We start from the raw sequence: 21,422 nt of genomic DNA, 5'->3' as shown, positions 1-21,422 counted from the left end.
AAAATGCCATGCTAAAATTATGAGCCTTTACCCGATCATCCATTCAGCTACCCCAAATTGTTACCATGAAGCTGCTGGCCCAAAATCAGGCCGGCGGCTACATACAGAAAGACAGGAACCTAGTAAGATACTACCCCCGGTTCTCCGTCTGTTTCAATAATAGTGGCGTTTCCCACCTGGTGCTCCCGTAATATTTTTACCCTGGGCTGGGTTTGGTCATAGGGCCCCCAAACCTGCGCATATTTTACGCCGTCTTCGATAATAATCTGTATAAAATTGTAATCATCTGTCGGTACTTCGTACTCCCAGAAAGCAAGCTTCATCGTATAGGCGGTGGGGTGACGGTCTCCGTCCTGCATATCCGCCAACCGCATGTTCTCACCGGGCACAATGGTATTGGCCAGCATACTGTTGTAGTTATAGGGCCTGTTTTTTACTTTCTCCAGAAAAGCGGCTTTAGAGGTATTCTTCTCATAAGCGGCATTGGATGGCAGGAAAATAGTATACTTTCTGCCGGAAGAATTGATATACTGTAATACGGTATCGTAAACTGTTTTGTGTACACTCAGGTAATTCCCTCCTGCCAGGTCGGGATAACCTCTTACTAACGTATCCATATACGAATAGCCGGGATCCTGGTATAGCCATTGCGCCACCGTATTGGCGGTATAACGGGCTTGTCTTACCGGGAAAGATGCAGCTGTTTTAAAGAGTGGACCGTTATAAGTATGCCATGCAAAAGTACCGCTGGCAGCGTCTTCCGGCAACTTTACCAGGATGGTGTCTTTTCCTTTTCCGGCTACAATCTGTACTTTTTTTGTACCGATAAAAATCTCGTTATTGGTCGCTATCTCACTAAAATTCTCCGTATACAGTTCAATGGTATCTCCACCATAGGCAAAAAGCGGGGCAAAACTTTTTATCAGCGGTGTTGGTCTTACCACAATATCCGGTCCATAGGCACTGCTGAATTTCGTGCCTTTACTAAGGGTCACCATTACCTTACCGGTTTGTACTTTCAGAGGGACCTTAATGGTAATGCTATCTGCAGATGAGTGCAAGACCTCCGAGGGGCGGCCGGTAACAAACACTTCGGTAACAACATCTTTTTGAATGAGATGACTACCGTATATGGTCAGCTCCTCCCCGGCCTGCGCAAAACTGCTGCTTAACTTCTCTATTTTTACGGCATCTATAATGATTCCTTCGGTACCGGCAGGGTCTTTCTTACAAGCTATGATGGTGGTCAGCGCGAGCAACAGGAGGCCTGGAAATATGTATATCCTTGTCATGATATGATACTAAAAATTAGTAATGGTGCTTAAATTGATGGTTTTATTTATGTTTCCATCGGCAGGAGTTTTATAGCCACGCAATATCATGGTATAACACTTACCTGCTTCCAATGGAAACGATTTACGCACCAGCGTTTTTTCTTCGCCGGCTTCATCTTTATACATGATCCGTATACCTGGCTTTATATCGGCTGATACAGCCGTATAGCCGCTCACGTTTCTAAAACCCACTTCCCTGATGCCGCCTATAAGTACGGTATCTATCCGGAGATATACCTTTCCTGCATCAGGACTAAGGTGCAGCAGTCTTATTTTAGCTTTTACCGGATCGGGGGCTACGTCGTCCTGTGTATACAGGATATCAAAAAAGCCGAGACTATCCAGCAGGTAAACGGTATAATGCTTTTCGTTCTCAAACTGCAGTAAGGTTTCTGTGATTTTAGTAGCGTTAGCCGGTATGGTGGCGGAATCCGTAAAAGCCATACGATACAATCCTGTATCGATAAAGGAGTACCGGGAGAAATTGAAAGCGCCTACCAGCCCTGCTCCGTTTTCGTTATAACTGCGTGTACCGTACAACGCATTATTTACAAATGCCATGCTGCCTGCGCCATAAAAATCAGGGGAGCCATTGTACACCATCAGGTAGGATAGCGCGGGAGAAACGGGCATCTCGGCATCTTTGGTACAGCCAGCTATGAACATGGCGGCACATAAAAATCTGATAATGGATCTTTTCATCTGTTTGCTTTGTTCTTGAATAAAATTTGTGACTTATCTTTCAATCACCACTTTAACCATCCTTACATCCACTCCGGCAGATACATTGTCGTATCCAGCATACAGGTTACCAAACTGGTCAAATACAACACTGCTCAGGTGTCCAAGAATGCAGTTGGTACCGGGTTGTGTGTGTTGCATAAACTGGCGGTCGGAGGTATATTCCGGAGGAAACCCTGTAAACCGGGTCATCTGGGAAATTGTTTCGGATTGTAAATCCATTTTGTAGATGGCATTCAGGCCATAGAGTATATTCCCGTCAAAATCAACATCGAACGTACTTACAATGGATAGCCCCACTTCTTTAAACGTACCGGTTGTATAGTCTGTCCGCTGCCCATCCGGCAGGCCTACCACCGTAGATGCCTCTTTGGTATCCATATTGATTTCCACGATATTGGTCTGCCATCCTGCGCCTGCGCCTACAACATAAAATTTGCCGTTACCTGCCTGCACCATGCTGATAGCGCCATACAAGCGCACCTCATCTCCAAATCCATCGCTGTGTTCCTCGATTTCGGAGTAAGTGATCACGGAATACGTTTTATCATCGGCATCCACAAATTCCGCATATTCCCTGTTGATCTTTCCCAATACAGTTTCCACACTTCCATCTTTAGCCAGCTTGCGAAGTAAGGTGCCGAAGTAGGTTCCCCCATCAATAAAATAGAGATTGCCTTGTTTGTCAAACGTCAGCGCACGTGGTGTACCGATCAGGGCTGAATCCTTCCCTCCATCCTCAAATCCTCTGAAACTCTTTTGATAATTGGAATAGTAATAGTCTACCGAGCGACCGTTATTACCCGCTAAGATCTCTACCTTTCCTGTTGACGGATCGATACATTGAATCAGGGAATAGGCACTTTGCAAACCGGTAACGGGATCCGATGCAATGGTAAATGAATTGGTAAAATACAGTTTGCCATCGGGCCCCGGCTTCATATCCAGTCCTGCTACACCAATGCTATTAGTAGCTTCTGCACCCAATTTCAAAGCGGCACCCGTAGTGGCGAAGTAATTGGCGCCCCCACCTGCAATGGTGGATACTACGCCATCTTTCAGCCGGCGGATGCGATAGGATCGGTCACTCCGCTGATAGTCCAGGAAGTAAAAACAGCCGAGGGTTTTGTCATAGGTAAGTTTCGCGGTCATATTTACCACAGCGCTGCCGGCGGGTCCGTCTCTCAGTACTTCCGGAACTGTATAGTCGAAACTACCGTCTTCCCGTTGTGTACTATCTGAGTATGTAAAGAGCTGAGGTACTACCAGCACTTTATTGGGTATGAGTATGTCGGGGCGTTTTATATTAAAACTCAGTGCGGGCTGCACGGCATCGTTTACGCTGAAATAAATGCTACCGGGGCCTATTTTGGCAGCCTTTGGCACCACTATGTTAAAGGTGTCCATCGGCACACGGAGATTGTCATTTCTTCCCGGGAGTAGCCCCATTGTTTGTCCGCGACTGATTACAGTGGCTTCCACACCCGATACATAAAGTTTGATAGCAGCTTCCGGCTGACCTATTTTGGCGTATATCGTAATCGTTTCATCGATCTGTGCTTCTTCAATAGTGTTCGCGTTTTTCACTACTCTTATGATGCCCGATTCCTTGTTCATGTCATCCAGTCTTTCTTTAAATTTGGTACACGAAAAAAAGAATACCGACAGACTGCACAATAGCCATAAAAATATATTTCCGCCTGCTTTTATGTTCATAAAATATTGCTGTTTAATTATCATTTAAAAAATCATGTTCACCGCAAACGAGTAATAAGGGTATTGATAGAATTTGCGGAAAATAAGGTCGGAGGCTTCGTATAAGCCTGTCCCCTGGTCAGGAATCGGACTGGTTTGTTTATCGTAGTGGTAGTTATTTTTCCAGTCCTGGTAAAATAATACAGGTGCGTTCAGCACGTTCTGTACACCTGCATTGATGCTAAAAACCTTACTGATACGCTGTCTCCAGGTAATATCCAATTGATCGCGGCCCTTTAACATGATATCTGCATCCAGGCGCTCTCCTTTGTTGGCGCCTACTGCATAAATGTAATCGCCAGCCCGGTTGTAGGTAAAAGATACCTTGGTGCCTCTTCCGGCATCTTCGTAATTCAGGGATGCGTTGATCAGATAAGGCGATTGCCCCTGCATAGGACGGGAACGCGCGGCGCTATAGCCAATAAACTGCGGCAAGGGAGGTACATCCACATTGCTTTTAAACCAACTGCCGTTTATTACGGTAGATATTTTCCGGAAGAATCCACCCGGTATAAAATCAAAATCCTTTCTCACTTCTGCTTCTATGCCATATACAGTGGCCTTACCGGTATTGGTATATACCAGCTGGTCAAATCCTTCCGAAAAGATCTGCCGGAATCTTTCAATGGGTTTATCCAGGCTTTTGTAGAAGAAGCCAATATTCATCATTTCATTCTTCCGGCTGCTATTTGGATACCACTCCAATCTCAGTTCTGTGTTATGTATGTTTACCGTAGTAAGATTCGGGTTACCGGTATAGGTTTCTTTATCTACGTAGCTGGTATATTGCACTGGTGCGGCTTCCCTGAACTCGGGCCTGTTCAACGTTTTACCATAGCCAACACGGATGATGAAATTGCTGTCGGCTTTGTAAGAAATATTTACCGAAGGCAATACGGAAGTGATAGGTTGGTTTACCACCAGCGGATAAGCGGCGAGGCCATTCTCATAGCTGCCCAGAATCCGGAAACGGTTATTTTCCACTCTTACGCCACCCAATACATTCAAACGGTTTTCCAGCAGGTTGATGTCTGTACTGAGATAGCCGGCAGATATAACATTATCAGCATAATACTGGTTATTCGGTGTCGTTTTCTCTACCCATCTATAACCGGTACCATCTTCTCTGAACATATCTGTATTAAAATAATGCTGGAGATACTTCTCTTCTATACTGTGATTAGCCAGTACATTCCCATTTTCCCCGGAGAGTTTGGAACCGTTGATCGCCAGGTTAGGATCGTACAGATTTACGCCGTTAAGCAGGATGAATGTGCGGTTACTGAAGTCCCTGGCCCTGGTTTCATGATAGAAACCCGTTTTGAAACCCCAGGTATCATTGATATGATAATTAAGATCGACATTTCCCTGGTAGCTCTTTTCCTTTACATCATTAAATGCTCTCGACAGCATGTAATAAGAAACAACTTCTGTTCCCAGGATCCACGGCGTTTTCTGCCGGGCGTCGCGGCTAAGGGTATAGTCCCGGTTATCTGGCTCCTGTTTCTGTATGCTGGAAAAGCTCAGATTGGCCTTTATGGTGTTTCTTTTGTCGGCGCCCAAAAGATATGTACCTGCCAGTTGACCTGAATACAGGCGGTTCTCTACATAATAAAGGTTGGTATGCCTGTATTCATTGCCGGGATAGTCTTCCAGTTGGAGATAGTCTTCCATGGCGACACGCTGGTTGTTTACATTAAAAAAGTTGCGAAGTTCAACAGACAGTTGCTTATTGAGCTGTATCTCATTACTCTGCAGCAGAGAAAGACGCGCAGCATGAATGCCCTGCGTTATTTTACTATCGTGATATTTGTATAGAGAATTCTGCTCCGTTTCCCGCTGTTCGTGAGTATTGGTATAGGCAACTGTGGTGAGGTTTTTCAGGCTTTTCCCTCCTATCTTCCAGGCGTCATAATAATTTATGTTGAACCGGAGGTCGGGAATAGCGTGATAGGATTTATTGAGAACATAGCTGTTTTTAAACTGCCGCGAGTACAAGGCATTTTCTGCCGGCGTCAGGTGGTTAAATTTTTCTGCCCTTGGAATTCCGTTGGGCAACTTTCTCGTGCCGTCATCGAAACCTAAAAAATCGTACTTCCCGCCTGTATATGACCATACGTCATGGAAAGTAGAATTAGGCCGGTATTGGGTGGAGAGTTGTATATCCACCTGGCGGGTCAACTGGCTTTTCTTGGTGTATATTTTCACCAATCCACCGGAGAACTCACCCGGCAAATCGGCGGAGGGTGATTTATATACCACCATGCGGTCAATGGCATTGCTGCTAAGCACATCATATGAAAAAGACCGGCTGTCTGCATCAGTGGCTGGCGCCATGGCATCATTCAGAAAAGTGAGGTTATACCGTTTTCCAAGTCCGCGAACAATTACGAAATTATCGGGAGATATATTTACACCAGATACCCGTTTTACCACTTCAGCAGCATCCCGGTCGAGCGTGCGGGAGATCTGTTCATTGGAAATACCGGAGATAACTGATTGTGCGGAATAAATTTCATTGACGAGTTGCGCATCTGTAGTATTGGCCACCCGCTTGCTTTTCCTGGCAGTTACTACAACGCCCTTCATGTTAATCATGTCTTCACCGCCCGCCTGCAACTTTACGTCTATTACCAGGCTTTTCTCATCTGTCAGTTTTATATTTTCGACACGGCCTTTTTTATATCCCACGTATGATACCACTAACGTATAATTTCCCGCTTCCATACCGGGCAAACTAAAATTTCCTTTTTCGTCGGTAGTGGCGTTGTACGGCTTGCCTTCAATACTAACGGTCGCACGCACAAGCGGATCACCATTCTCAAAATCCACTACCTTACCGGTTATTTTACCGGGAGTTTTTTGTGGAAGAGACGCACCAGGCTTTTTAGGGTCATTGGCGTTTATCTTTCTGATCACGATCTTCTGATTGACTTCCTGCCACGTAAATCCTGTTCCTTCGAGTAATTTATTTAATATAACAGATAAGGGCTGGTTGTTGTAACCAGCGGTGTGTTGCTGACTGCTTTGCCTAAGTTCGTTGCCTTCATAATAAAAACGAATAGTTGTTTGCGCAGTAATTTTTTCCAGGCAATCGGCCAGGCTTTGCGCCTTAAAGGCAATGGTGATTTTTTGTTGTACCATCTGTTGTCCGTTCACAACAGATGCCATACAAGCAATTGTAAAGAAACAGGTAATCATACGGCCCCATTGTTTTAGTACCCGCTCTTTACCACTACATAAAAATCTTTTCATTCCGTTTTTAGTTTATTTTTGAAAAAAAGTGTCCCTGTTTCATTGACTTCATCAATGAAATATCCCATGACCAATGGGCATTTTTTAAAGTATAACCGGGGCGTTCGCGAGACGCTTCCGGTTTTTTACCGGTATAGTTTTATGGTATGATGATTTAAAGGTTGATACTTCAAGCCTGTTGAAATAGTGATAATATCGAGCATATCGGTGAGTGAATCAGTGGTGGTAAATGTCCCCGTAAATACCTTTCCATTTTCTAACTCCACGGTTGACTGAATAACGATGTGATAGTGATCCTGCAACGTTTTCAGGACTTCTGTCAGGGGTGTTGTTTCAAATACCAGGCGTTTGTTTATCCAGTTTGTTTGCATGGCTGCATCCACTTCCCTGATACTTGATTTTCCGGTGGATTTATTAAAACGAACCCCTTTATTTGGGGTAAGGATAGCCAGGAATTCCTGTTGGTGGCTTACGTTCACTTTTCCTGTCAATACGCTTACAGCTGCGGTGCTATCCTGAAGCTGATCATTCACCACAAAGGAAGTTCCGAGTACGTGTATATCTATACTTTCTGTATGTACCCAAAACGGCTGCTGCTGGTTCCTGGTAACGCTGAAATAGCCTTTACCATTGAGTGTTACCTCTCTTTTAGGGCCACGGTATTTCCCGGGATAGGTAAGACGGCTATGCGGCGCAAGGGTGATAAGCGTGCTATCGGGGAGTACCACCTGTTTTATGTCGTAGGCACCTGTGCTGACGGTTAATCTTTCAACAGGGTTCAGATAATCCAGCAGGTGATAACGGTATTGATAGGTTGTATAGCTGATGCCTGCGAACAATATAAACATGGCGGCTATACGAATAAGCGGATGCTGCCAGTAGGGGCGGCGCACCTTTGGTGTGATCGCTATACCTGTACGCAGCTTGCTTAAAATACGCGCTTCCGTTACATCCCGTTCGGTGGGTGACGACCAGGTGGCTTCGCTTCCTGTTTGCAGCAACCAGGTTTCTACCAGCCGGATTTCCGCCGGAGTGGCTGTTCCCTGCCGGTATTTATGTATGATTTGCTGTAATTCGTGTAACTCCATGAAGACCGTTTTATATATGCCCGGAAAAGGGGCATTTTATCCCGGTCGGCTGTATTACCAAATTGTTATGAGTGGAGGATCAGTAATAAAACGAGGCTCTCTTTTACCAGCGGGCGCAGATTACTTACCGCGATACTGAGTTGGTTTCGGACGGTTTTCTCTGTAATGGCAAGGGTTTTAGCTATTTCTTTGGGGCTCAGCTGCTCTTCCCGGCTTAACCGGAAGATGCGTTGCATCTGTTCCGGCATATGCTGAATATGTTCAGAAATTTCTTTATCCATTTCTTTGGCCAGCAAATTTTCCAATGTCTGATTAAAACCCGGCAAGATGTGCGCTTCTACATGTACCAGCTTCTGCTGGTCTTTCAACATGGCTGCCAGCTGGTCAATGACTTCATAACGGACGGCGGTAAAAAGATAGCTGGATAAGGAGCCGGTAATGTTTTTCACAGAGCGCTGTTCCCAGATATTCATGAAAACCTGCTGCACTACGTCTTCCGCGTCTGCCTTGCTTTTAAGCCGGCTTTGCGCAAAGAGGAACAGCTTTTCCCACATACGATGATACAATGCCTCAAATGCAGGTATATCATCGCATTTGATCCGTTCCAGTAACTCAATGTCAGTTAGCTCTGTGTACATGGTTGATTGCAGGACAATTTGGTACACGAAGTTAGCCGCTGCATGTTATTGCAATGTTAAATGGTTGCAGTTTTAAGCGTAAAGATGCCGCCCCCTTTTTAAAACAACGCTGTGCTACTCCCCGGACGCGTCTGCCGCCGGGCAAATCTGCCCCGGTAAATTCCTATCCGTTTATCCAGTTCTTTCCGGCTCATATTAAAGCCGTCGAGGTGAAGATCGGTGGTGCCATAAGAATGCCGGTACACCAGGTGAAGACTGCGCGACTTCCCTGAACCCCGTACCACAATATCGATATCACGTACGTCCGCCCAACTGGTAAACCGGGTATTCACACATTCGATGCCTTCATTATTGATAGTGAGTTGCGGCTTATTATTAAACAGGTCTTTCGCGTTTATATAGGTAAAATAGCCCATGCTCAAAATCAGAAAAGCCCCCCAGCAATATCCCCATATGCTGCCAGCGCTGAATGGCTTTGTTTGTGGCAGGAAAATGAGCAGCAATCCAAAAGAAACACTGAGCAACCCCAAGAAAATGAAAAAAAGCTTGGCGGCTTTCGAAAAGTAAACGATGGTTTCTGCGGGCACATCAGGATCTTCGATAAATATGTCTGCTGTCTGAAACCTGACCTGGAGCTGTTCCCATTGTGCTTTATCTGCTGCGGACCAGATCTCCATTTTTGACAGGAATTTATTTCCCTCTTCAAATATTAATCCGGCGTAAGCCGCCCTGCGGGAAAGTTCATGCACATTTCTTACGTTGGCAAACGCCCATATACGCCATTTGGGAATAGCAAAGGCACGGTATAATAATCCCAGCAGCAACCCCAGCGGAAGCAGGAAAGGCAGCAATATTATTTGATTGATCAACAAGGGAAAGCTGAAAGTGATGCCCGTGGATATAATAATGATCAACAAAAATGGGTAAGTGATCATACGACGGCCCCTTTTTATTGCTTGTTCTACTGATACCATGTCCTGTACAATTCTATATTTAACAATCTTATCCTGTTCTGTTTAAATTTTCAGCAGTGCCTCTGCGTTTTTGCCAGGCAATGTGGTTTCTTTCTGCCCCTCAAGAAACAACGGGGTAGCAAAATGTTCTTCAATAGTAATGGTGCGCATAGTATATTAATTCTAACAAAAAAAATTAAATTAAGATTTAATCTGTGGGGTAAAAACACAAACCGGCTTAACAAAATCCTTCCCTGGATATTATGGGGAAATACTTACAACCACAATTAAAAAGTCATGACCAATAACAATATACGCCACTAAACCTTTTAAACAAAGTAAAAACAACTTTTAAGCAAAGTATTAAAACCTGGCTGTATCTACTTTTGTAAAAAATAACAATATGGACATATCCAATAACGATAAAATGGTGCTGGTAACAGGTGGCTCCGGATTTATTGCCAGCTACTGTATTATCGCTTTGCTGAATAAAGGTTTCAAAGTTAAGGCCAGTCTGCGGTCACTTAATCGTATAGCCGACGTAAAACAGATGTTATCTACCGGTGGTATATCAGACTTTGATCATTTATCATTTGTGGAAGCGGATCTGTCAAAGGAAGATGGCTGGCAGGAAGCCGTCCGGGGCTGCACATATGTTATCCATCCCGCGTCCCCTACTCCCCGTCCTGATGCCACACATGAGGACGAGTTCATCATACCTGCGGTCAATGGCGTGTTACATGTGCTGCGGGCCGCGAAATATGCCGGCGTGAAGCGGGTAGTACTCACTTCTGCATTCGGAGCTATTGGCTTTGGAACTGATAAAAAAACACCTTATACAGAAGAAGACTGGTCAGATCCCAACAAAAATATTCCGGCATATCAGAAATCAAAAACGCTGTCTGAAAGGGCTGCGTGGGAGTTCATCAAAAATGAGGGCAATGGGCTGGAGCTGTCTGTGGTAAACCCATTTGGCGTACTGGGTCCTGTACTCGGCGCCGATTATTCCCACTCTATACAGATGATACACCAGATGCTGTCTGGTAAGCTGAAGGGACTTCCCAAAATGCGGTTTGGTTATGTAGATGTGCGTGATGTAGCCAGTCTGCATGTATCTGCCATGATAAATCCGGTGGCTAACGGAGAACGTTTTCTTGCAGTAGCCGGCAAAGCCATGTCTATGCTGGACATCGCGAATATATTACGTGAAAATTTTGGCGATGAGGCCGCCAAAGTTCCAGGTAAAGAAATCCCTGACTGGCTGATCAGAATTACCGCGCTTTTTAATTCAAAAATAAAATTGATAGTTCCTTTTCTGGGGGTCACTAAAGAAGCGAGTCACGATAAAGCAACCCGTCTGTTGGACTGGCATCCAAGAAGTAACCGGGAAGCCGTTTACGCCACAGCAGAAAGCCTGATCAGGCTAGGACTGGTGAATTGATCAAAAATTACAAAACATCAGTGCCGGTATACCGCTTTTATATACTGGCGGCATCTGCCTCAACAGCTGATACTTACAAAGGATCTCGTCCCGGGCAGATATGGAGTTATTTGTTAACTTAGTTATATGGAGCAACCTGCAGCACATATTAAAGGTAGAATTTTTGTTTCCTGCAAGAGAGAGAATCATTACAGCCGGGAAATGATACTGGATCAACATGCGCTGGTATACGTGTTTGAAGGAATCCTGGAATTATCTTATGCCGATCAGCTGCATCGTTTTACAAAGGGAACTACCCTGCTTATTCCATGCAGGCAGCTGGGCCGGTTAGCAAAACTGCCAACAGATGGTGTGCCGTTCCGGTCACTCTCCATCCTGTTCCCGGAAGCACTGATAAGAAAATTCTATGCTTCCGACATCGATAATCCCGATGGAGGCAAATGGACAGGGCATCTCGCACTGGAAAAACATCCGTTACTGGAAAGCCTGTTTAGCTCGCTGGTACCTTATTTCGAATTGCAGGAAGAATTACCACCAACGCTGGCGGACATCAAAATTGCGGAATGCCTTACTGTGCTGGATGCGTGTAATCCCGATGTCAGGAGGTTGCTCAGTACTTTCAACCAGCCGGGCAAGGTAAATCTCCTGGAGTTTATGGAACAAAATTTCCGGTTCAATATTCCACTTGAAAAATTTGCCTTGCTCACCGGTCGTAGTCTGAGTGCTTTTAAAAAAGACTTTATAAAGCTGTTTAACACTTCTCCGGGAAAATGGCTTACACAAAAAAGACTGGAGCACGCACATTACCAGATTGCAGTAAAAAAATATAAACCCAGCGAAATATTCATCGATGCAGGCTTTGAAAACCTGTCGCATTTCTCTTTTGCATTTAAGAAACATTTTGGATATAATCCTACAGAATGCGGATGACATCACTTCTTCTTCCTGATAACCGGCAATAAAGAAAGGCTGTAAGCAGCTATTTGCTCCTTACAGCCTTGTTAATCATCATGCCGGAAGCGGGATCAGGCTATTTCAGCAGATTGCTTCCATATATTAACGCCACCTTCCTTTGCATATTCATCAATTTTCTTCAGCTCACTATCGGTGAATTCAATATTTTTTATAGCCCCCACGCAATCGATCACCTGTTGCGCCTTGCTGGCTCCTATGAGCGCGGAAGTTACGCGGCCTTTCTTCAACACCCAGGCAATAGCCATCTGGGCCAACGTCTGATTCCGTTCAGCCGCAATAGCATTCAATGCCTTTATATGCGCTATATTGGATTCAGTAAGGAAGCCTTCCTGCAATGATTTTCCCTGTTTCGCCCGGCTATCTTCAGGTACACTTTTAAGATATTTATCGGTAAGCATTCCTTGTGCCAATGGCGAAAAAACGATGGAGCCAACTTTCAGATCTTCCAATGTATCCAGCAGCCCGTCTTCTTCTACCCATCTGTTTAACATCGAGTAACTTGGCTGATGAATAATAAACGGCGTACCCAGAGATTTCAAAATATCATACGCTTCCCTTGTTCTTTGAGAATTGTAAGACGATATTCCCACATACAATGCTTTACCGGAGCGCACCAGCTGATCCAGCGCCAACATAGTTTCTTCCAAAGGAGTATTGGGATCATAACGATGGGAATAAAAGATATCCACGTATTCCAATCCCATCCGCTTAAGCGACTGATCGCAGCTGGCAGTGATGTACTTCCTGCTGCCCCATTCGCCGTAAGGACCAGGCCACATGTTGTATCCGGCTTTTGAAGAAATAATCAGCTCATCCCTTAATCCCGCAAATTCTTCCCGCAGGATTCTTCCAAAGGCAAGTTCCGCACTTCCCGGAGGAGGCCCATAGTTATTGGCGAGATCAAAATGTGTAATGCCCAGATCAAATGCAGTAGTACAGATGTCGACCTTCCTGGCGTGAGGGGTATCGTCCCCGAAATTATGCCATAATCCCATTGATATAGCAGGTAACATCAATCCGCTATTCCCGCAACGGTTATAGACCATGCTTTCGTAGCGATTATCTTTGGGTATCCACTTCATATTGTTGATATTTAATTTTGCTTTACAAGTTACCAAAACGGTTATTAATATTCAAACCCGAATGCCGGTGCCGGGCAGCAGTAGTGCAACTCACCTGGTCAAAAAAAACAGGCCGTCTCTCTTGGAAACGACCTGTTCATCTATCCTGCTTTACGCCCGCTTGTTTACCAGGGACAATTTGCCGGCGCCGGAAAGTATTCTTCGCTGAAATATTGCGCAGTGGGTCCGTCATCCCCTATCAGTGCATATTTGGCAATACGTTGTCCGGCTTCCTCTGGTGTACTGGTTCCCTGCTGATTGGTAAAATCTGTTTTTGTCCAACCGGGGCAAACGGCATTTACCTTGAATGCGGTATCCCGGAGTTCATACGCTAATTGTACCGTGTACATATTCAGGGCTGATTTGGACGACTGGTAAATGACATATCTTTTAGGATATCTCGCATTCCCAATATCCGCTGCCAGGGAAAGCGATGCCATAGCGGTGCTTACGTTGACGATCCTTGGGGCTGCCGACCGTTTCATCATAGGAATAAATGCCTGCGTAACCCTGACTACACCGAAAAAATTGGTATCGAAAACGGACTGGTACTGATCTATTCCTGTGTCCAGGGCCGATTGATCAAACTCTCCGCCAATGCCTGCATTGTTTACCAATACATCCAGCACCTCTGTACTGCCGGCAATGATCTTTTGTGCTGCATCAACAGATGACTGGCTGGTAACATCCAGTTGCACGGCTAAAACATGCGTAAGTCCTTCCGCCTTTAGCTTTTCAACTGCTGCCAGCCCATGACTGGAATCACGGCTACCTAAATAAACGAAAAAACCTTGTTGAGCGAGAATTCTGGCTACTTCAAAACCAATTCCTTTGTTGGCTCCTGTTACTAATGCTGACTTCATCCTGCTTATCTTTTTTAGTGATAAGCAAAAGTAGCCAGCGGTAAAACGGACGATGGGGACAAATCTTTTTAATTGTGGGACAAATCCTTTAATTCAGCCAGGTACTGGCTAACGCTCTTACCGATACTCTTTTTGAAAAGCCGGGAGAAGTAGCCGGGATCGCTAAATCCCAGTTCATATGCGAGTTCCTTGACCGAAATATCGGAGTATTGCAATTTCCGCTGCGCCTCCATCATGAGCCGGTTTATTATCCATTCCTTCGGAGAAACACCGCCAAATTCCTTTACAATGGCATAAAGGGTACTGGAAGTCAACGCCAGCTGGTCTGCTATACTCTGCACATCATGCTGCTCGGTCAGTTGGGTTTCTACCGCCAGTTTAAAAGCGATGTACTTCGACAATTTGGAGCCGGTAGTACCATGCTGACTTTGGTATTGCTCAAAATAAGCAGTATTAAATTCCGTCAGTAACGTATGCAGATGCGCCAGGATGACCTCGGCTTTTTTTTGTTTTCCGGAGGTATGCAACAACTGAAACAGCCCTGACAACAAGTTTTTCACCCGCTGTTGCGTAGCAGGATCAAAGGTCATGGTATTGACATTAAAAGGATTAACGAGAAACGGATATGCACCGGGTAGTTGCGTCAATGTCTGCTCGTCAAATGAAAGCGCGTATTGCCGCATGTTAATATCATAGGGCAACTTGGTAAAGATCTGATTGGGAAATCCGAAAACCAGTTCCCCGGTATTTATAGTGAATTCGTTCAAATCGGTTTTGAATGTCGCCGTTCCCTTTTCCATGTATTGGAAATAATAAAACGAAAGCCGGTGGGGTTTACGCAACACACGCATCACGTCTTCCGGTAATAGGATCGTACAATTTTCGTTCAGGGCAATCGATAATTTATCATGTTGCCTGATCTTCTCCAGTAACCCTGTCGTCTCCTCCATTATTGATTAATTTATCCATGTGTATGCCGGCAAGGTAGCCGCTTCCTCTCAACTGCACACTCCGTTATATGCCTTTCCCTGATCCTGAAAGTTAAACCAAATGTATTCATTCCCCCCGAATCGGACAGATTCATTTTTTGGGACATCCCGCTGAAAGAAAGCGTTACTTTGCCGGCGCTTATTACGCATGTTTTTAATCAATAACGACCTTCAATGCCTGTAAATCCGTTTTTAGTTTCTCCGGACTTGTAAAATGTATGGCATGAAAACCCAGGTCAATCGCCGCTTTGATATTTAAAATATTATCATCAATGAAAAGGCAATCTGCTGAATGCAGATCATATCTATCCAATAAAACCTGGAATAGCTTTTTCTCCGGTTTGATGATTTTTTCAATCCCCGATACAACGATACCGTCAAATAGCTTTAAAAACTCAAATTTTTCAAGGGCCACGGGAAACGTTTCGGAAGACCAATTTGTCAATCCGTAGATCTTGTACTTTGATTTTAATCGTCTTAAGATATCTACCGTTCCGGCAATTTCTCCGTTTAACATTTGCTCCCAGCTACTATAAAAAAGCGCAATGTTTTCTGCGTGTTCCGGATGCTTCTCTTTCAAAAGGGCGATCCCTTCTGCAAACGGCCGGCCTTTATCTTGTTGCAGATTCCATGCTTCACTACATACTTCTGTAAGAAAATGCTCCATTTCCTGGTCATTGGAAAAAACATTTTTGTAAAAATGTCTTGGGTTCCAATCAATCAATACGCCGCCAAAATCAAATACGATAGTGTTAATCATAATATCTAAGCTGAGATTTCCAAATAGTTCCCTTCCGGATCTAACACCACGCTTTCATAATATCCATCACCTGTTGTCCGTGGTTCACTTTCAATGAAATAGTAATCGGCTCTAAGTCTTTCTGTCAGGCTATCTACCGCTTCCTTTCCTCCAACGGAAATAGCAAAATGAGCGATCCCCTTCATAAATCCTCTTTTGTCGGGTTCATTCACGATGTCCGTTCTATTCATTAATTCCAGGCGGGTTTTGCTTTCTCCAAATGTCAAAAAATAGGCAGTAAACCCTTTCTTAGGGTTTGTATATTTTTCTCCGCTTACAACATCAAAATATTTTAGATAAAATTTTCTCATTTGTTCCAGGTCATCTACCCAGATGGCTAAATGCTCAATTTTCATATGCGGGTGGTATTAGTGTAGAATTGAAATTCCTTTATATAAGGGTTTATTTCAGAATCTGCTGTTTTATGAAACGGTTGCTTTGCTGGATGGAACCAATCATATCAGGCTTATAGTTACTTTCATGCTCTACGAAGAAATATTTCATTCCGGAGAGTTTGGCGTGTTTGAAAATTGCCTTATAGTCGATTGTTCCTGCGCCAATTTCTGTATTCAGATGCGGATCTGATTTATCCATGTCTTTAATATGCCACATCGCAAACCTTCCGGGATTGGCCTTGAAAAGTGCATACGGCTGAAGACCGGAACGGATAACCCAGTAAATATCCATTTCAAAATCAACCAGCGCTTTATCTGTATTCTTTAACAGGATGTCCATTCCTGTTTCATTACCATACCTGATAAATTCAAAGTCGTGGTTATGATATGCCAGTCTGAGTCCGGCTTCCTTGCATCGCTTACCTGCATAGTTGAGTTTCTTTGCCACAGATATATAATCCGCAGCACTGTTTCTCACATCTGACTCAAGCCAGGGAATAGTAACATATTTCAGCCCTAAAATTTTAGCGGCATCAATAGCTGCTTTCAGCTCGGCTTCATCACCGGTTTCAAAATAGGGCGTCATATTAAAATGGCCGCTGATGGGCTTCAGATGATACTCGTCCAGGATTTTCCTGAGTTCTACCGGCGTTAAGCCCCAGAACTGATCCTTGATATTAAACCCGTACAGCTCTACCTGGGTATAACCTGCCTGAGAAACTTTCTCCAATGTTCCTTTTACATCTTTCGGCAGTAATTCGCGAAGAGAGTAAAGCTGCAGGCCAACGTCCTTCTTTGTTTGTGCATTTGACGTGAATATTCCGGTGAAGAACAAGATGGCAATCAGTACAATTCCTGATATTGATTTCTGTGATTTACGCATATGTGTTTTTGTTTAAAATACTGTCTGGTGATTTCTTACTATAAGTAGGTGTAAGGTATTAGCCCGATTACCCCAGGTCCTGATCAAAAATGTGATCTATTCTGCTTTGCGGGGGCTGTAATTAAACACCGGGTTTCCTGAATGCATAAGTCAGCGCAACACTCAAAAGTAGTATTCCCGTAAAGGTCAGTGCTGCTGTGAGGGAAAAGTGGTAAGCGATAAATCCCAGCAATGCAGGGCCGGCGAGCTGGCCAGCATAGCCCATTGTGCTTATTGCGGGAATGGCGGTGGAAGCGGGAATTCCTTTAAGTCTGCCGCCCTCACTAAAGAAAACAGGTACGATGTTGGCCGCGCCTATTCCCAATAGTACAAAGCCCAGCAACGTAGTGAGCACCCAGGGCGTTCCTACAGCAATGAAAATTCCCAACGCTGCGATGAGGCCACCACCTACCACTACACTTCTGGCATTCAGTCGTTCTATAATGCGATCTCCTAATAGCCGCATGGCTGCCATGGCAATCGAAAAAGCGGCATAGCCAACGCCAGCCAGTTCAGCATCTACGCCCCTGTTCTCTTTTAAAAAGAGAGCGCTCCAATCGAGGATGGCTCCTTCTGATAGAAATACAGCAAAACATGCCGCACCAAGAAGAATTACCCTGCGGCTAAACCATCCTGACCTGGCTTCTACTTTATTTTCTTCACCTGCATGCGCTTCCTGGCCCTCGTCTTCCTGTTGTTTGGAAAAAAGAGACGAATATTTCCAGAGCAGAATGACTATGAGCAATACGGAAATTAAAATAGCGGCAGTTAACGGATCAAGCCCTGCTCTCATTAATAATCCCAGCCCCAGAGAGCCACATAGTCCGCCAACACTGAAAAGCCCATGAAGGGATGACATAATGGGGCGTCCATATCGGTTCTGAACATGGATCCCATGAGAATTCATGGCTACATCAATAGCGCCAACTCCGGCGCCAAAAATAAAAAGCGCGGCTCCCATTGTCCAGGGATTGGGCATCAATAACAATACTGGCAAAGAGATCGCGGCGATTAGTCCTGAAATCATTATAACGATACGGGTACCATAACGTCTGGAAAAATATCCGCTCAGCGGCATCATAGCAATTGCCCCGGCGCCGAGCAGCAGTAGCAGTAAACCAAGATTCCCGTCGTTGAGCTGTAACCTCTCTTTTGCGAAAGGCACCATAGGAGCCCAGCTCGATATGGCAAGTCCACACACCAGAAATATATATTGTGTCGCTTTTTTGGCTTCCGTCGTTACCTTATTATTTTCCATACCGCAAATTAATGCAAATTGTTGCAAATTTGCAAATTAACGCATAACTTAGTAAGAGACTTTCCGCATGTCACGGGGCTGTTAATATTCAAAGTGGTTTATGATAGCAGGATTTTATGCGAAAGATTGAAACAATTATATTTGTTGCAAATGATCAGAGAAAAACGATTCAAGCATATCATTTCCAGTTTGAAGGATACAGGGACGGTTACGTATAGCGGGATGTCTGCAGACCTGGAAGTATCCGAGGACACCATCCGGAGAGATATTGACTATCTCCACGAAAATGGCCTGCTGTCGAAAGTCAGAGGAGGCGCCATCTCACGCGACAAAACCCCGCTTACCTTCCAGGACCGTGCTGATTTTCAGTCGACCGAAAAAGAAGTGATAGCCATGAAAGTACAGCATTTGCTGAAAACCGGGATGAGTGTGTTTATGGATGGTGGCACTACGATATGCGCAGTAGCGGAGTATTTACCGATCGATGCCTCTTTAAGGATTATCACCAATAATATGGCCCTGGTGCCTCTATTGGCCAGATTCCGGAATATCGAGGTTATTGTACTTGGGGGGAAATATGACAGGATCACACAAACAAATACAGGCGCCGCAACATGTGAAGAGGCCGCTGCATTTGTAGTGGATCTTTACCTGATGGGTACCTGCGCGATCTCAAAAGAATTCGGCATCACTTCCGCAATAAGGGAAGATGGAGCTGTAAAAAAAGCAATGCTGAAAGGGGCTAAAAAAGTGGCTGTTCTTAGCGACAGCAAAAAAATAGGCACCAACGAACCTTTCATCGTTTGCGGGCTTCCCGAAATTAAAGTGCTGGTAACTGAACTTCCAGGTGATGATCCCAAACTGGATGACCTGCGTTTTAACAACCTCAAAATCATCTGATCCCCTGCTCATTTATTCCACAAACAGCAGGACAAGGTTAAAACAGAAATGACGACGGTTATCTTACCTTTTCCGGAACTGCTTTCTTATTGCAAGCAACTCCGAAAAAGGCGTGGTGATAAATGTCCGCAATTATAAAGCAGCCATTGCTTTTTCTATCTTTCTTATTTTGATATTTTTAAAAGAGATGCCTTTATTCCAGTCCTGCAGGGCAATGCGTCCCTTTGTCTGTTTGCCGAAGGCAGGGAAACTTTTGAAATTACTATTGGCAACCGCATTTTTCCATTGATCGGATTTGAAATCTTCTTTAGCAGTTACTACGCCATTGAGCAAAAATTCAATTTTCCCGTCTTCCTGTCTGATCACAGAATGATTCCAGTCTTCCAACGATTTTAGTTCCACCGGGTTTAACTGTGGAGAGAAACTATAAAGGCAGCCGGAACGCTTCATTTCTTTTTCATAATCATGATGCCCTTTTTCCAGCAGTTGATACTCCGGACCTGACGCCCATGCAGTGGGGTTATCTGGATGTTCCACTACATTGATGAATACACCGCTGTTTCCTTCTTTGCTGATCTTCCAGTCGAAACTGAGTTCATAGTTTTCAAACTCCTGATCAGTTACCAGGTCTCCATGTTCGGCATCCGTGCCGGGAAGACATTTCAGTTCCCCATCCTGGGCAACCCAGGCAGAGGCAGTATCACCCTGATTATAGAGATGCCAGCCATTTAAAGTTTTGCCATCAAACAGCAACTGATACCCCTGCTCTTTTTCTTTCCCGGAAAGTTCATTGTCTTTAACCTCTGGAGAGCCACAGGCGGTAAAGAGGACAGCTGTTACAGCGATTAATACGGAGAGTTTTTTCATAAAAAATTATCTGGAATGAGTAATAGGTATGCTACGCGATCGAAAAGCAATCATGCAAATAAATGCAAATTTGCAGTTAATTGCAAATAAAAATATACCATTCTTTAAAAAGAATAAGGCTTGTAAGTTTTCACTCACAAGCCTTATTATGCAGTACAGCCGGAAACGCCGGCCTGTTTTCAGATCTCTTCTCCGAACGGAACATACTCGCCATTTCCATCCAGATAATCCTTCATGCTTTCAATTCTAACTGCGGCTACTATTACATTCTCTTTTATAAAAATGTCATACTCCTCTGCAATATTCTCCTTATTACAAAAGGGGCAGATGATGGATTCAATGATGCCATAGGCCTTAACATGCTTTAGGCCGGCACTTCCGATATCATTGCCTCCCCATGTAATAGTATCTCCCATTACGTATTCAAATTGCCAGGTATCACCAAACTTAAATTGAATCCTCCCGTCATGTTTCTCCTCACAATCCGGACAGGAGATTTTTGCTGTCAATACATTAAATAAGCCCATGTTCTTTTCTTCGATATACCTTTCTCAGAAATTAATATTATATGTATTCTTATTCTCGCACATCACGAAAGTACTATGTGTACTGCCTATGCTCGTTACTGATCCCAGTTTATTAAATACAAAATCCTGGTAATGCTTCATATCTCTTGCATATACTTTCAGCAAAAAATCGTAGTCGCCCGAAATATTATAGCACTCCACTACTTCATCCAGTTTCATGATATCTGTTACGAAATCATGTCCGATATTTTTATCATGATGCTTAAGCTTGATATTGCAAAAAATGATCAGACCGTAATTCAGCTTTTCCGCATCTATTAAGGCAATATACCTTTTGATAAAGCCACCTGCTTCCAACCGTTTTATTCTTTCAAAAACCGGTGATGGGGACAGGTTCACCTTAGCTGCCAGATCTTTAGTGGTGATTTTGGCATCCAGTGCCAGCAGCCTAAGTAATTGGAGATCAGTTTGATCCAGCATTTCTTCCATAGAATAATTTTCTATTTTGATACCTTTAATCAACCTCAAACAGTTGATTCATCTTTTAAAACGCCTCAAAATATTTTTTTTTACTGATATTTCCTCCTTTAACCATCTATTA

At 44.1% G+C, this 21,422-nt stretch carries 20 protein-coding genes; 3 read left to right on the top strand and 17 right to left on the bottom strand.

Annotated elements, in window-relative coordinates; all coding sequences use genetic code 11:
• Positions 1 to 119 precede the first annotated feature (119 nt).
• From BMW79_RS17285 to BMW79_RS17255, 7 genes are all read right to left on the bottom strand, one after another.
• Positions 120 to 1,292: an IPT/TIG domain-containing protein gene (locus BMW79_RS17285; protein ID WP_089896721.1), complete on the bottom strand. Its 1,173-nt coding sequence runs from the start codon at positions 1,290 to 1,292 to the stop codon at positions 120 to 122.
• A 9-nt stretch (positions 1,293 to 1,301) separates the two neighbouring features.
• Complete coding sequence (locus BMW79_RS17280; RefSeq protein WP_089896720.1) at positions 1,302 to 2,036, bottom strand: DUF4397 domain-containing protein; 735 nt, start codon at positions 2,034 to 2,036, stop codon at positions 1,302 to 1,304.
• Positions 2,037 to 2,069: 33 nt separating this feature from the next.
• On the bottom strand, positions 2,070 to 3,791 hold the full coding sequence (locus BMW79_RS17275; protein WP_089896719.1) for an NHL repeat-containing protein: 1,722 nt from the start codon (positions 3,789 to 3,791) through the stop codon (positions 2,070 to 2,072).
• A gap of 24 nt (positions 3,792 to 3,815) precedes the next feature.
• Complete coding sequence (locus tag BMW79_RS17270) at positions 3,816 to 7,085, bottom strand: TonB-dependent receptor (RefSeq protein ID WP_089896718.1); 3,270 nt, start codon at positions 7,083 to 7,085, stop codon at positions 3,816 to 3,818.
• A gap of 125 nt (positions 7,086 to 7,210) precedes the next feature.
• A complete protein-coding gene (locus BMW79_RS17265; RefSeq protein ID WP_089896717.1) occupies positions 7,211 to 8,173 on the bottom strand; it encodes a FecR family protein in 963 nt (320 codons plus the stop codon).
• A 65-nt stretch (positions 8,174 to 8,238) separates the two neighbouring features.
• Entirely contained in the window at positions 8,239 to 8,811 is a 573-nt protein-coding gene (locus BMW79_RS17260) for an RNA polymerase sigma-70 factor (protein WP_089896716.1), read from the bottom strand.
• Positions 8,812 to 8,909: 98 nt separating this feature from the next.
• Entirely contained in the window at positions 8,910 to 9,746 is an 837-nt protein-coding gene (locus BMW79_RS17255; RefSeq protein WP_089896715.1) for an STM3941 family protein, read from the bottom strand.
• A gap of 421 nt (positions 9,747 to 10,167) precedes the next feature.
• On the opposite strand from BMW79_RS17255, the gene BMW79_RS17250 reads away from it, so the two are divergent.
• Complete coding sequence (locus BMW79_RS17250) at positions 10,168 to 11,205, top strand: SDR family oxidoreductase (RefSeq protein WP_089896714.1); 1,038 nt, start codon at positions 10,168 to 10,170, stop codon at positions 11,203 to 11,205.
• A gap of 126 nt (positions 11,206 to 11,331) precedes the next feature.
• Positions 11,332 to 12,135 carry a helix-turn-helix domain-containing protein gene (locus BMW79_RS17245; RefSeq protein WP_177192216.1) on the top strand — a complete coding sequence of 268 codons (804 nt, stop codon included), beginning with the start codon at positions 11,332 to 11,334 and terminating at the stop codon, positions 12,133 to 12,135.
• Positions 12,136 to 12,230: 95 nt separating this feature from the next.
• Here the strand turns inward: BMW79_RS17245 and mgrA are convergent, their stop codons facing one another.
• From mgrA to BMW79_RS17210, 7 genes are all read right to left on the bottom strand, one after another.
• A complete protein-coding gene (gene mgrA, locus BMW79_RS17240) occupies positions 12,231 to 13,262 on the bottom strand; it encodes an L-glyceraldehyde 3-phosphate reductase (RefSeq protein ID WP_089896713.1) in 1,032 nt (343 codons plus the stop codon).
• Between the two features lie 164 nt (positions 13,263 to 13,426).
• On the bottom strand, positions 13,427 to 14,164 hold the full coding sequence (locus tag BMW79_RS17235; RefSeq protein ID WP_089896712.1) for an SDR family oxidoreductase: 738 nt from the start codon (positions 14,162 to 14,164) through the stop codon (positions 13,427 to 13,429).
• A gap of 68 nt (positions 14,165 to 14,232) precedes the next feature.
• Complete coding sequence (locus BMW79_RS17230; protein WP_089896711.1) at positions 14,233 to 15,114, bottom strand: helix-turn-helix domain-containing protein; 882 nt, start codon at positions 15,112 to 15,114, stop codon at positions 14,233 to 14,235.
• Positions 15,115 to 15,307: 193 nt separating this feature from the next.
• The gene (locus tag BMW79_RS17225; RefSeq protein WP_177192215.1) at positions 15,308 to 15,913 is read right to left on the bottom strand and encodes an HAD family hydrolase; all 606 of its coding nucleotides are present in this window, start codon (positions 15,911 to 15,913) and stop codon (positions 15,308 to 15,310) included.
• A gap of 5 nt (positions 15,914 to 15,918) precedes the next feature.
• Positions 15,919 to 16,308 carry a VOC family protein gene (locus tag BMW79_RS17220; protein WP_089896709.1) on the bottom strand — a complete coding sequence of 130 codons (390 nt, stop codon included), beginning with the start codon at positions 16,306 to 16,308 and terminating at the stop codon, positions 15,919 to 15,921.
• 46 nt (positions 16,309 to 16,354) lie between these two features.
• Entirely contained in the window at positions 16,355 to 17,230 is an 876-nt protein-coding gene (locus tag BMW79_RS17215) for a sugar phosphate isomerase/epimerase family protein (RefSeq protein ID WP_089896708.1), read from the bottom strand.
• Positions 17,231 to 17,351: 121 nt separating this feature from the next.
• Positions 17,352 to 18,527, bottom strand: a complete 1,176-nt coding sequence (locus tag BMW79_RS17210) for an MFS transporter (protein ID WP_089896707.1) — start codon at positions 18,525 to 18,527, stop codon at positions 17,352 to 17,354.
• Positions 18,528 to 18,677: 150 nt separating this feature from the next.
• Between BMW79_RS17210 and BMW79_RS17205 the strand changes: the two genes are divergently transcribed.
• Complete coding sequence (locus BMW79_RS17205) at positions 18,678 to 19,427, top strand: DeoR/GlpR family DNA-binding transcription regulator (RefSeq protein ID WP_089896706.1); 750 nt, start codon at positions 18,678 to 18,680, stop codon at positions 19,425 to 19,427.
• 132 nt (positions 19,428 to 19,559) lie between these two features.
• Here BMW79_RS17205 and BMW79_RS17200 read toward each other — a convergent pair whose 3' ends face one another.
• The 3 genes from BMW79_RS17200 to BMW79_RS17190 form a co-directional block, all read right to left on the bottom strand.
• On the bottom strand, positions 19,560 to 20,294 hold the full coding sequence (locus tag BMW79_RS17200; RefSeq protein WP_089896705.1) for a 3-keto-disaccharide hydrolase: 735 nt from the start codon (positions 20,292 to 20,294) through the stop codon (positions 19,560 to 19,562).
• A 179-nt stretch (positions 20,295 to 20,473) separates the two neighbouring features.
• Positions 20,474 to 20,821 (bottom strand): hypothetical protein, encoded by a 348-nt coding sequence (locus tag BMW79_RS17195; RefSeq protein ID WP_089896704.1) that lies wholly within the window; start codon positions 20,819 to 20,821, stop codon positions 20,474 to 20,476.
• A 24-nt stretch (positions 20,822 to 20,845) separates the two neighbouring features.
• Complete coding sequence (locus tag BMW79_RS17190) at positions 20,846 to 21,349, bottom strand: Lrp/AsnC family transcriptional regulator (protein ID WP_245752516.1); 504 nt, start codon at positions 21,347 to 21,349, stop codon at positions 20,846 to 20,848.
• Positions 21,350 to 21,422 lie beyond the last annotated feature (73 nt).

This window comes from Chitinophaga arvensicola (assembly GCF_900110835.1).
Classification (GTDB): domain Bacteria; phylum Bacteroidota; class Bacteroidia; order Chitinophagales; family Chitinophagaceae; genus Chitinophaga; species Chitinophaga arvensicola.
The sequence above is the reverse complement of the archived record's forward strand: the minus strand, read 5'-3'. Positions and strand labels throughout refer to the sequence as shown.

Coding starts and splice junctions, on each gene's coding strand:
- BMW79_RS17285 (WP_089896721.1), bottom strand. CDS start 1,292: ATGACAAGGATATACATATTTCCAGGCCTCCTGTTGCTCGCGCTGACC.
- BMW79_RS17280 (WP_089896720.1), bottom strand. CDS start 2,036: ATGAAAAGATCCATTATCAGATTTTTATGTGCCGCCATGTTCATAGCT.
- BMW79_RS17275 (WP_089896719.1), bottom strand. CDS start 3,791: ATGAACATAAAAGCAGGCGGAAATATATTTTTATGGCTATTGTGCAGT.
- BMW79_RS17270 (WP_089896718.1), bottom strand. CDS start 7,085: ATGAAAAGATTTTTATGTAGTGGTAAAGAGCGGGTACTAAAACAATGG.
- BMW79_RS17265 (WP_089896717.1), bottom strand. CDS start 8,173: ATGGAGTTACACGAATTACAGCAAATCATACATAAATACCGGCAGGGA.
- BMW79_RS17260 (WP_089896716.1), bottom strand. CDS start 8,811: ATGTACACAGAGCTAACTGACATTGAGTTACTGGAACGGATCAAATGC.
- BMW79_RS17255 (WP_089896715.1), bottom strand. CDS start 9,746: ATGATCACTTACCCATTTTTGTTGATCATTATTATATCCACGGGCATC.
- BMW79_RS17250 (WP_089896714.1), top strand. CDS start 10,168: ATGGACATATCCAATAACGATAAAATGGTGCTGGTAACAGGTGGCTCC.
- BMW79_RS17245 (WP_177192216.1), top strand. CDS start 11,332: ATGGAGCAACCTGCAGCACATATTAAAGGTAGAATTTTTGTTTCCTGC.
- mgrA (WP_089896713.1), bottom strand. CDS start 13,262: ATGAAGTGGATACCCAAAGATAATCGCTACGAAAGCATGGTCTATAAC.
- BMW79_RS17235 (WP_089896712.1), bottom strand. CDS start 14,164: ATGAAGTCAGCATTAGTAACAGGAGCCAACAAAGGAATTGGTTTTGAA.
- BMW79_RS17230 (WP_089896711.1), bottom strand. CDS start 15,114: ATGGAGGAGACGACAGGGTTACTGGAGAAGATCAGGCAACATGATAAA.
- BMW79_RS17225 (WP_177192215.1), bottom strand. CDS start 15,913: ATGATTAACACTATCGTATTTGATTTTGGCGGCGTATTGATTGATTGG.
- BMW79_RS17220 (WP_089896709.1), bottom strand. CDS start 16,308: ATGAAAATTGAGCATTTAGCCATCTGGGTAGATGACCTGGAACAAATG.
- BMW79_RS17215 (WP_089896708.1), bottom strand. CDS start 17,230: ATGCGTAAATCACAGAAATCAATATCAGGAATTGTACTGATTGCCATC.
- BMW79_RS17210 (WP_089896707.1), bottom strand. CDS start 18,527: ATGGAAAATAATAAGGTAACGACGGAAGCCAAAAAAGCGACACAATAT.
- BMW79_RS17205 (WP_089896706.1), top strand. CDS start 18,678: ATGATCAGAGAAAAACGATTCAAGCATATCATTTCCAGTTTGAAGGAT.
- BMW79_RS17200 (WP_089896705.1), bottom strand. CDS start 20,294: ATGAAAAAACTCTCCGTATTAATCGCTGTAACAGCTGTCCTCTTTACC.
- BMW79_RS17195 (WP_089896704.1), bottom strand. CDS start 20,821: ATGGGCTTATTTAATGTATTGACAGCAAAAATCTCCTGTCCGGATTGT.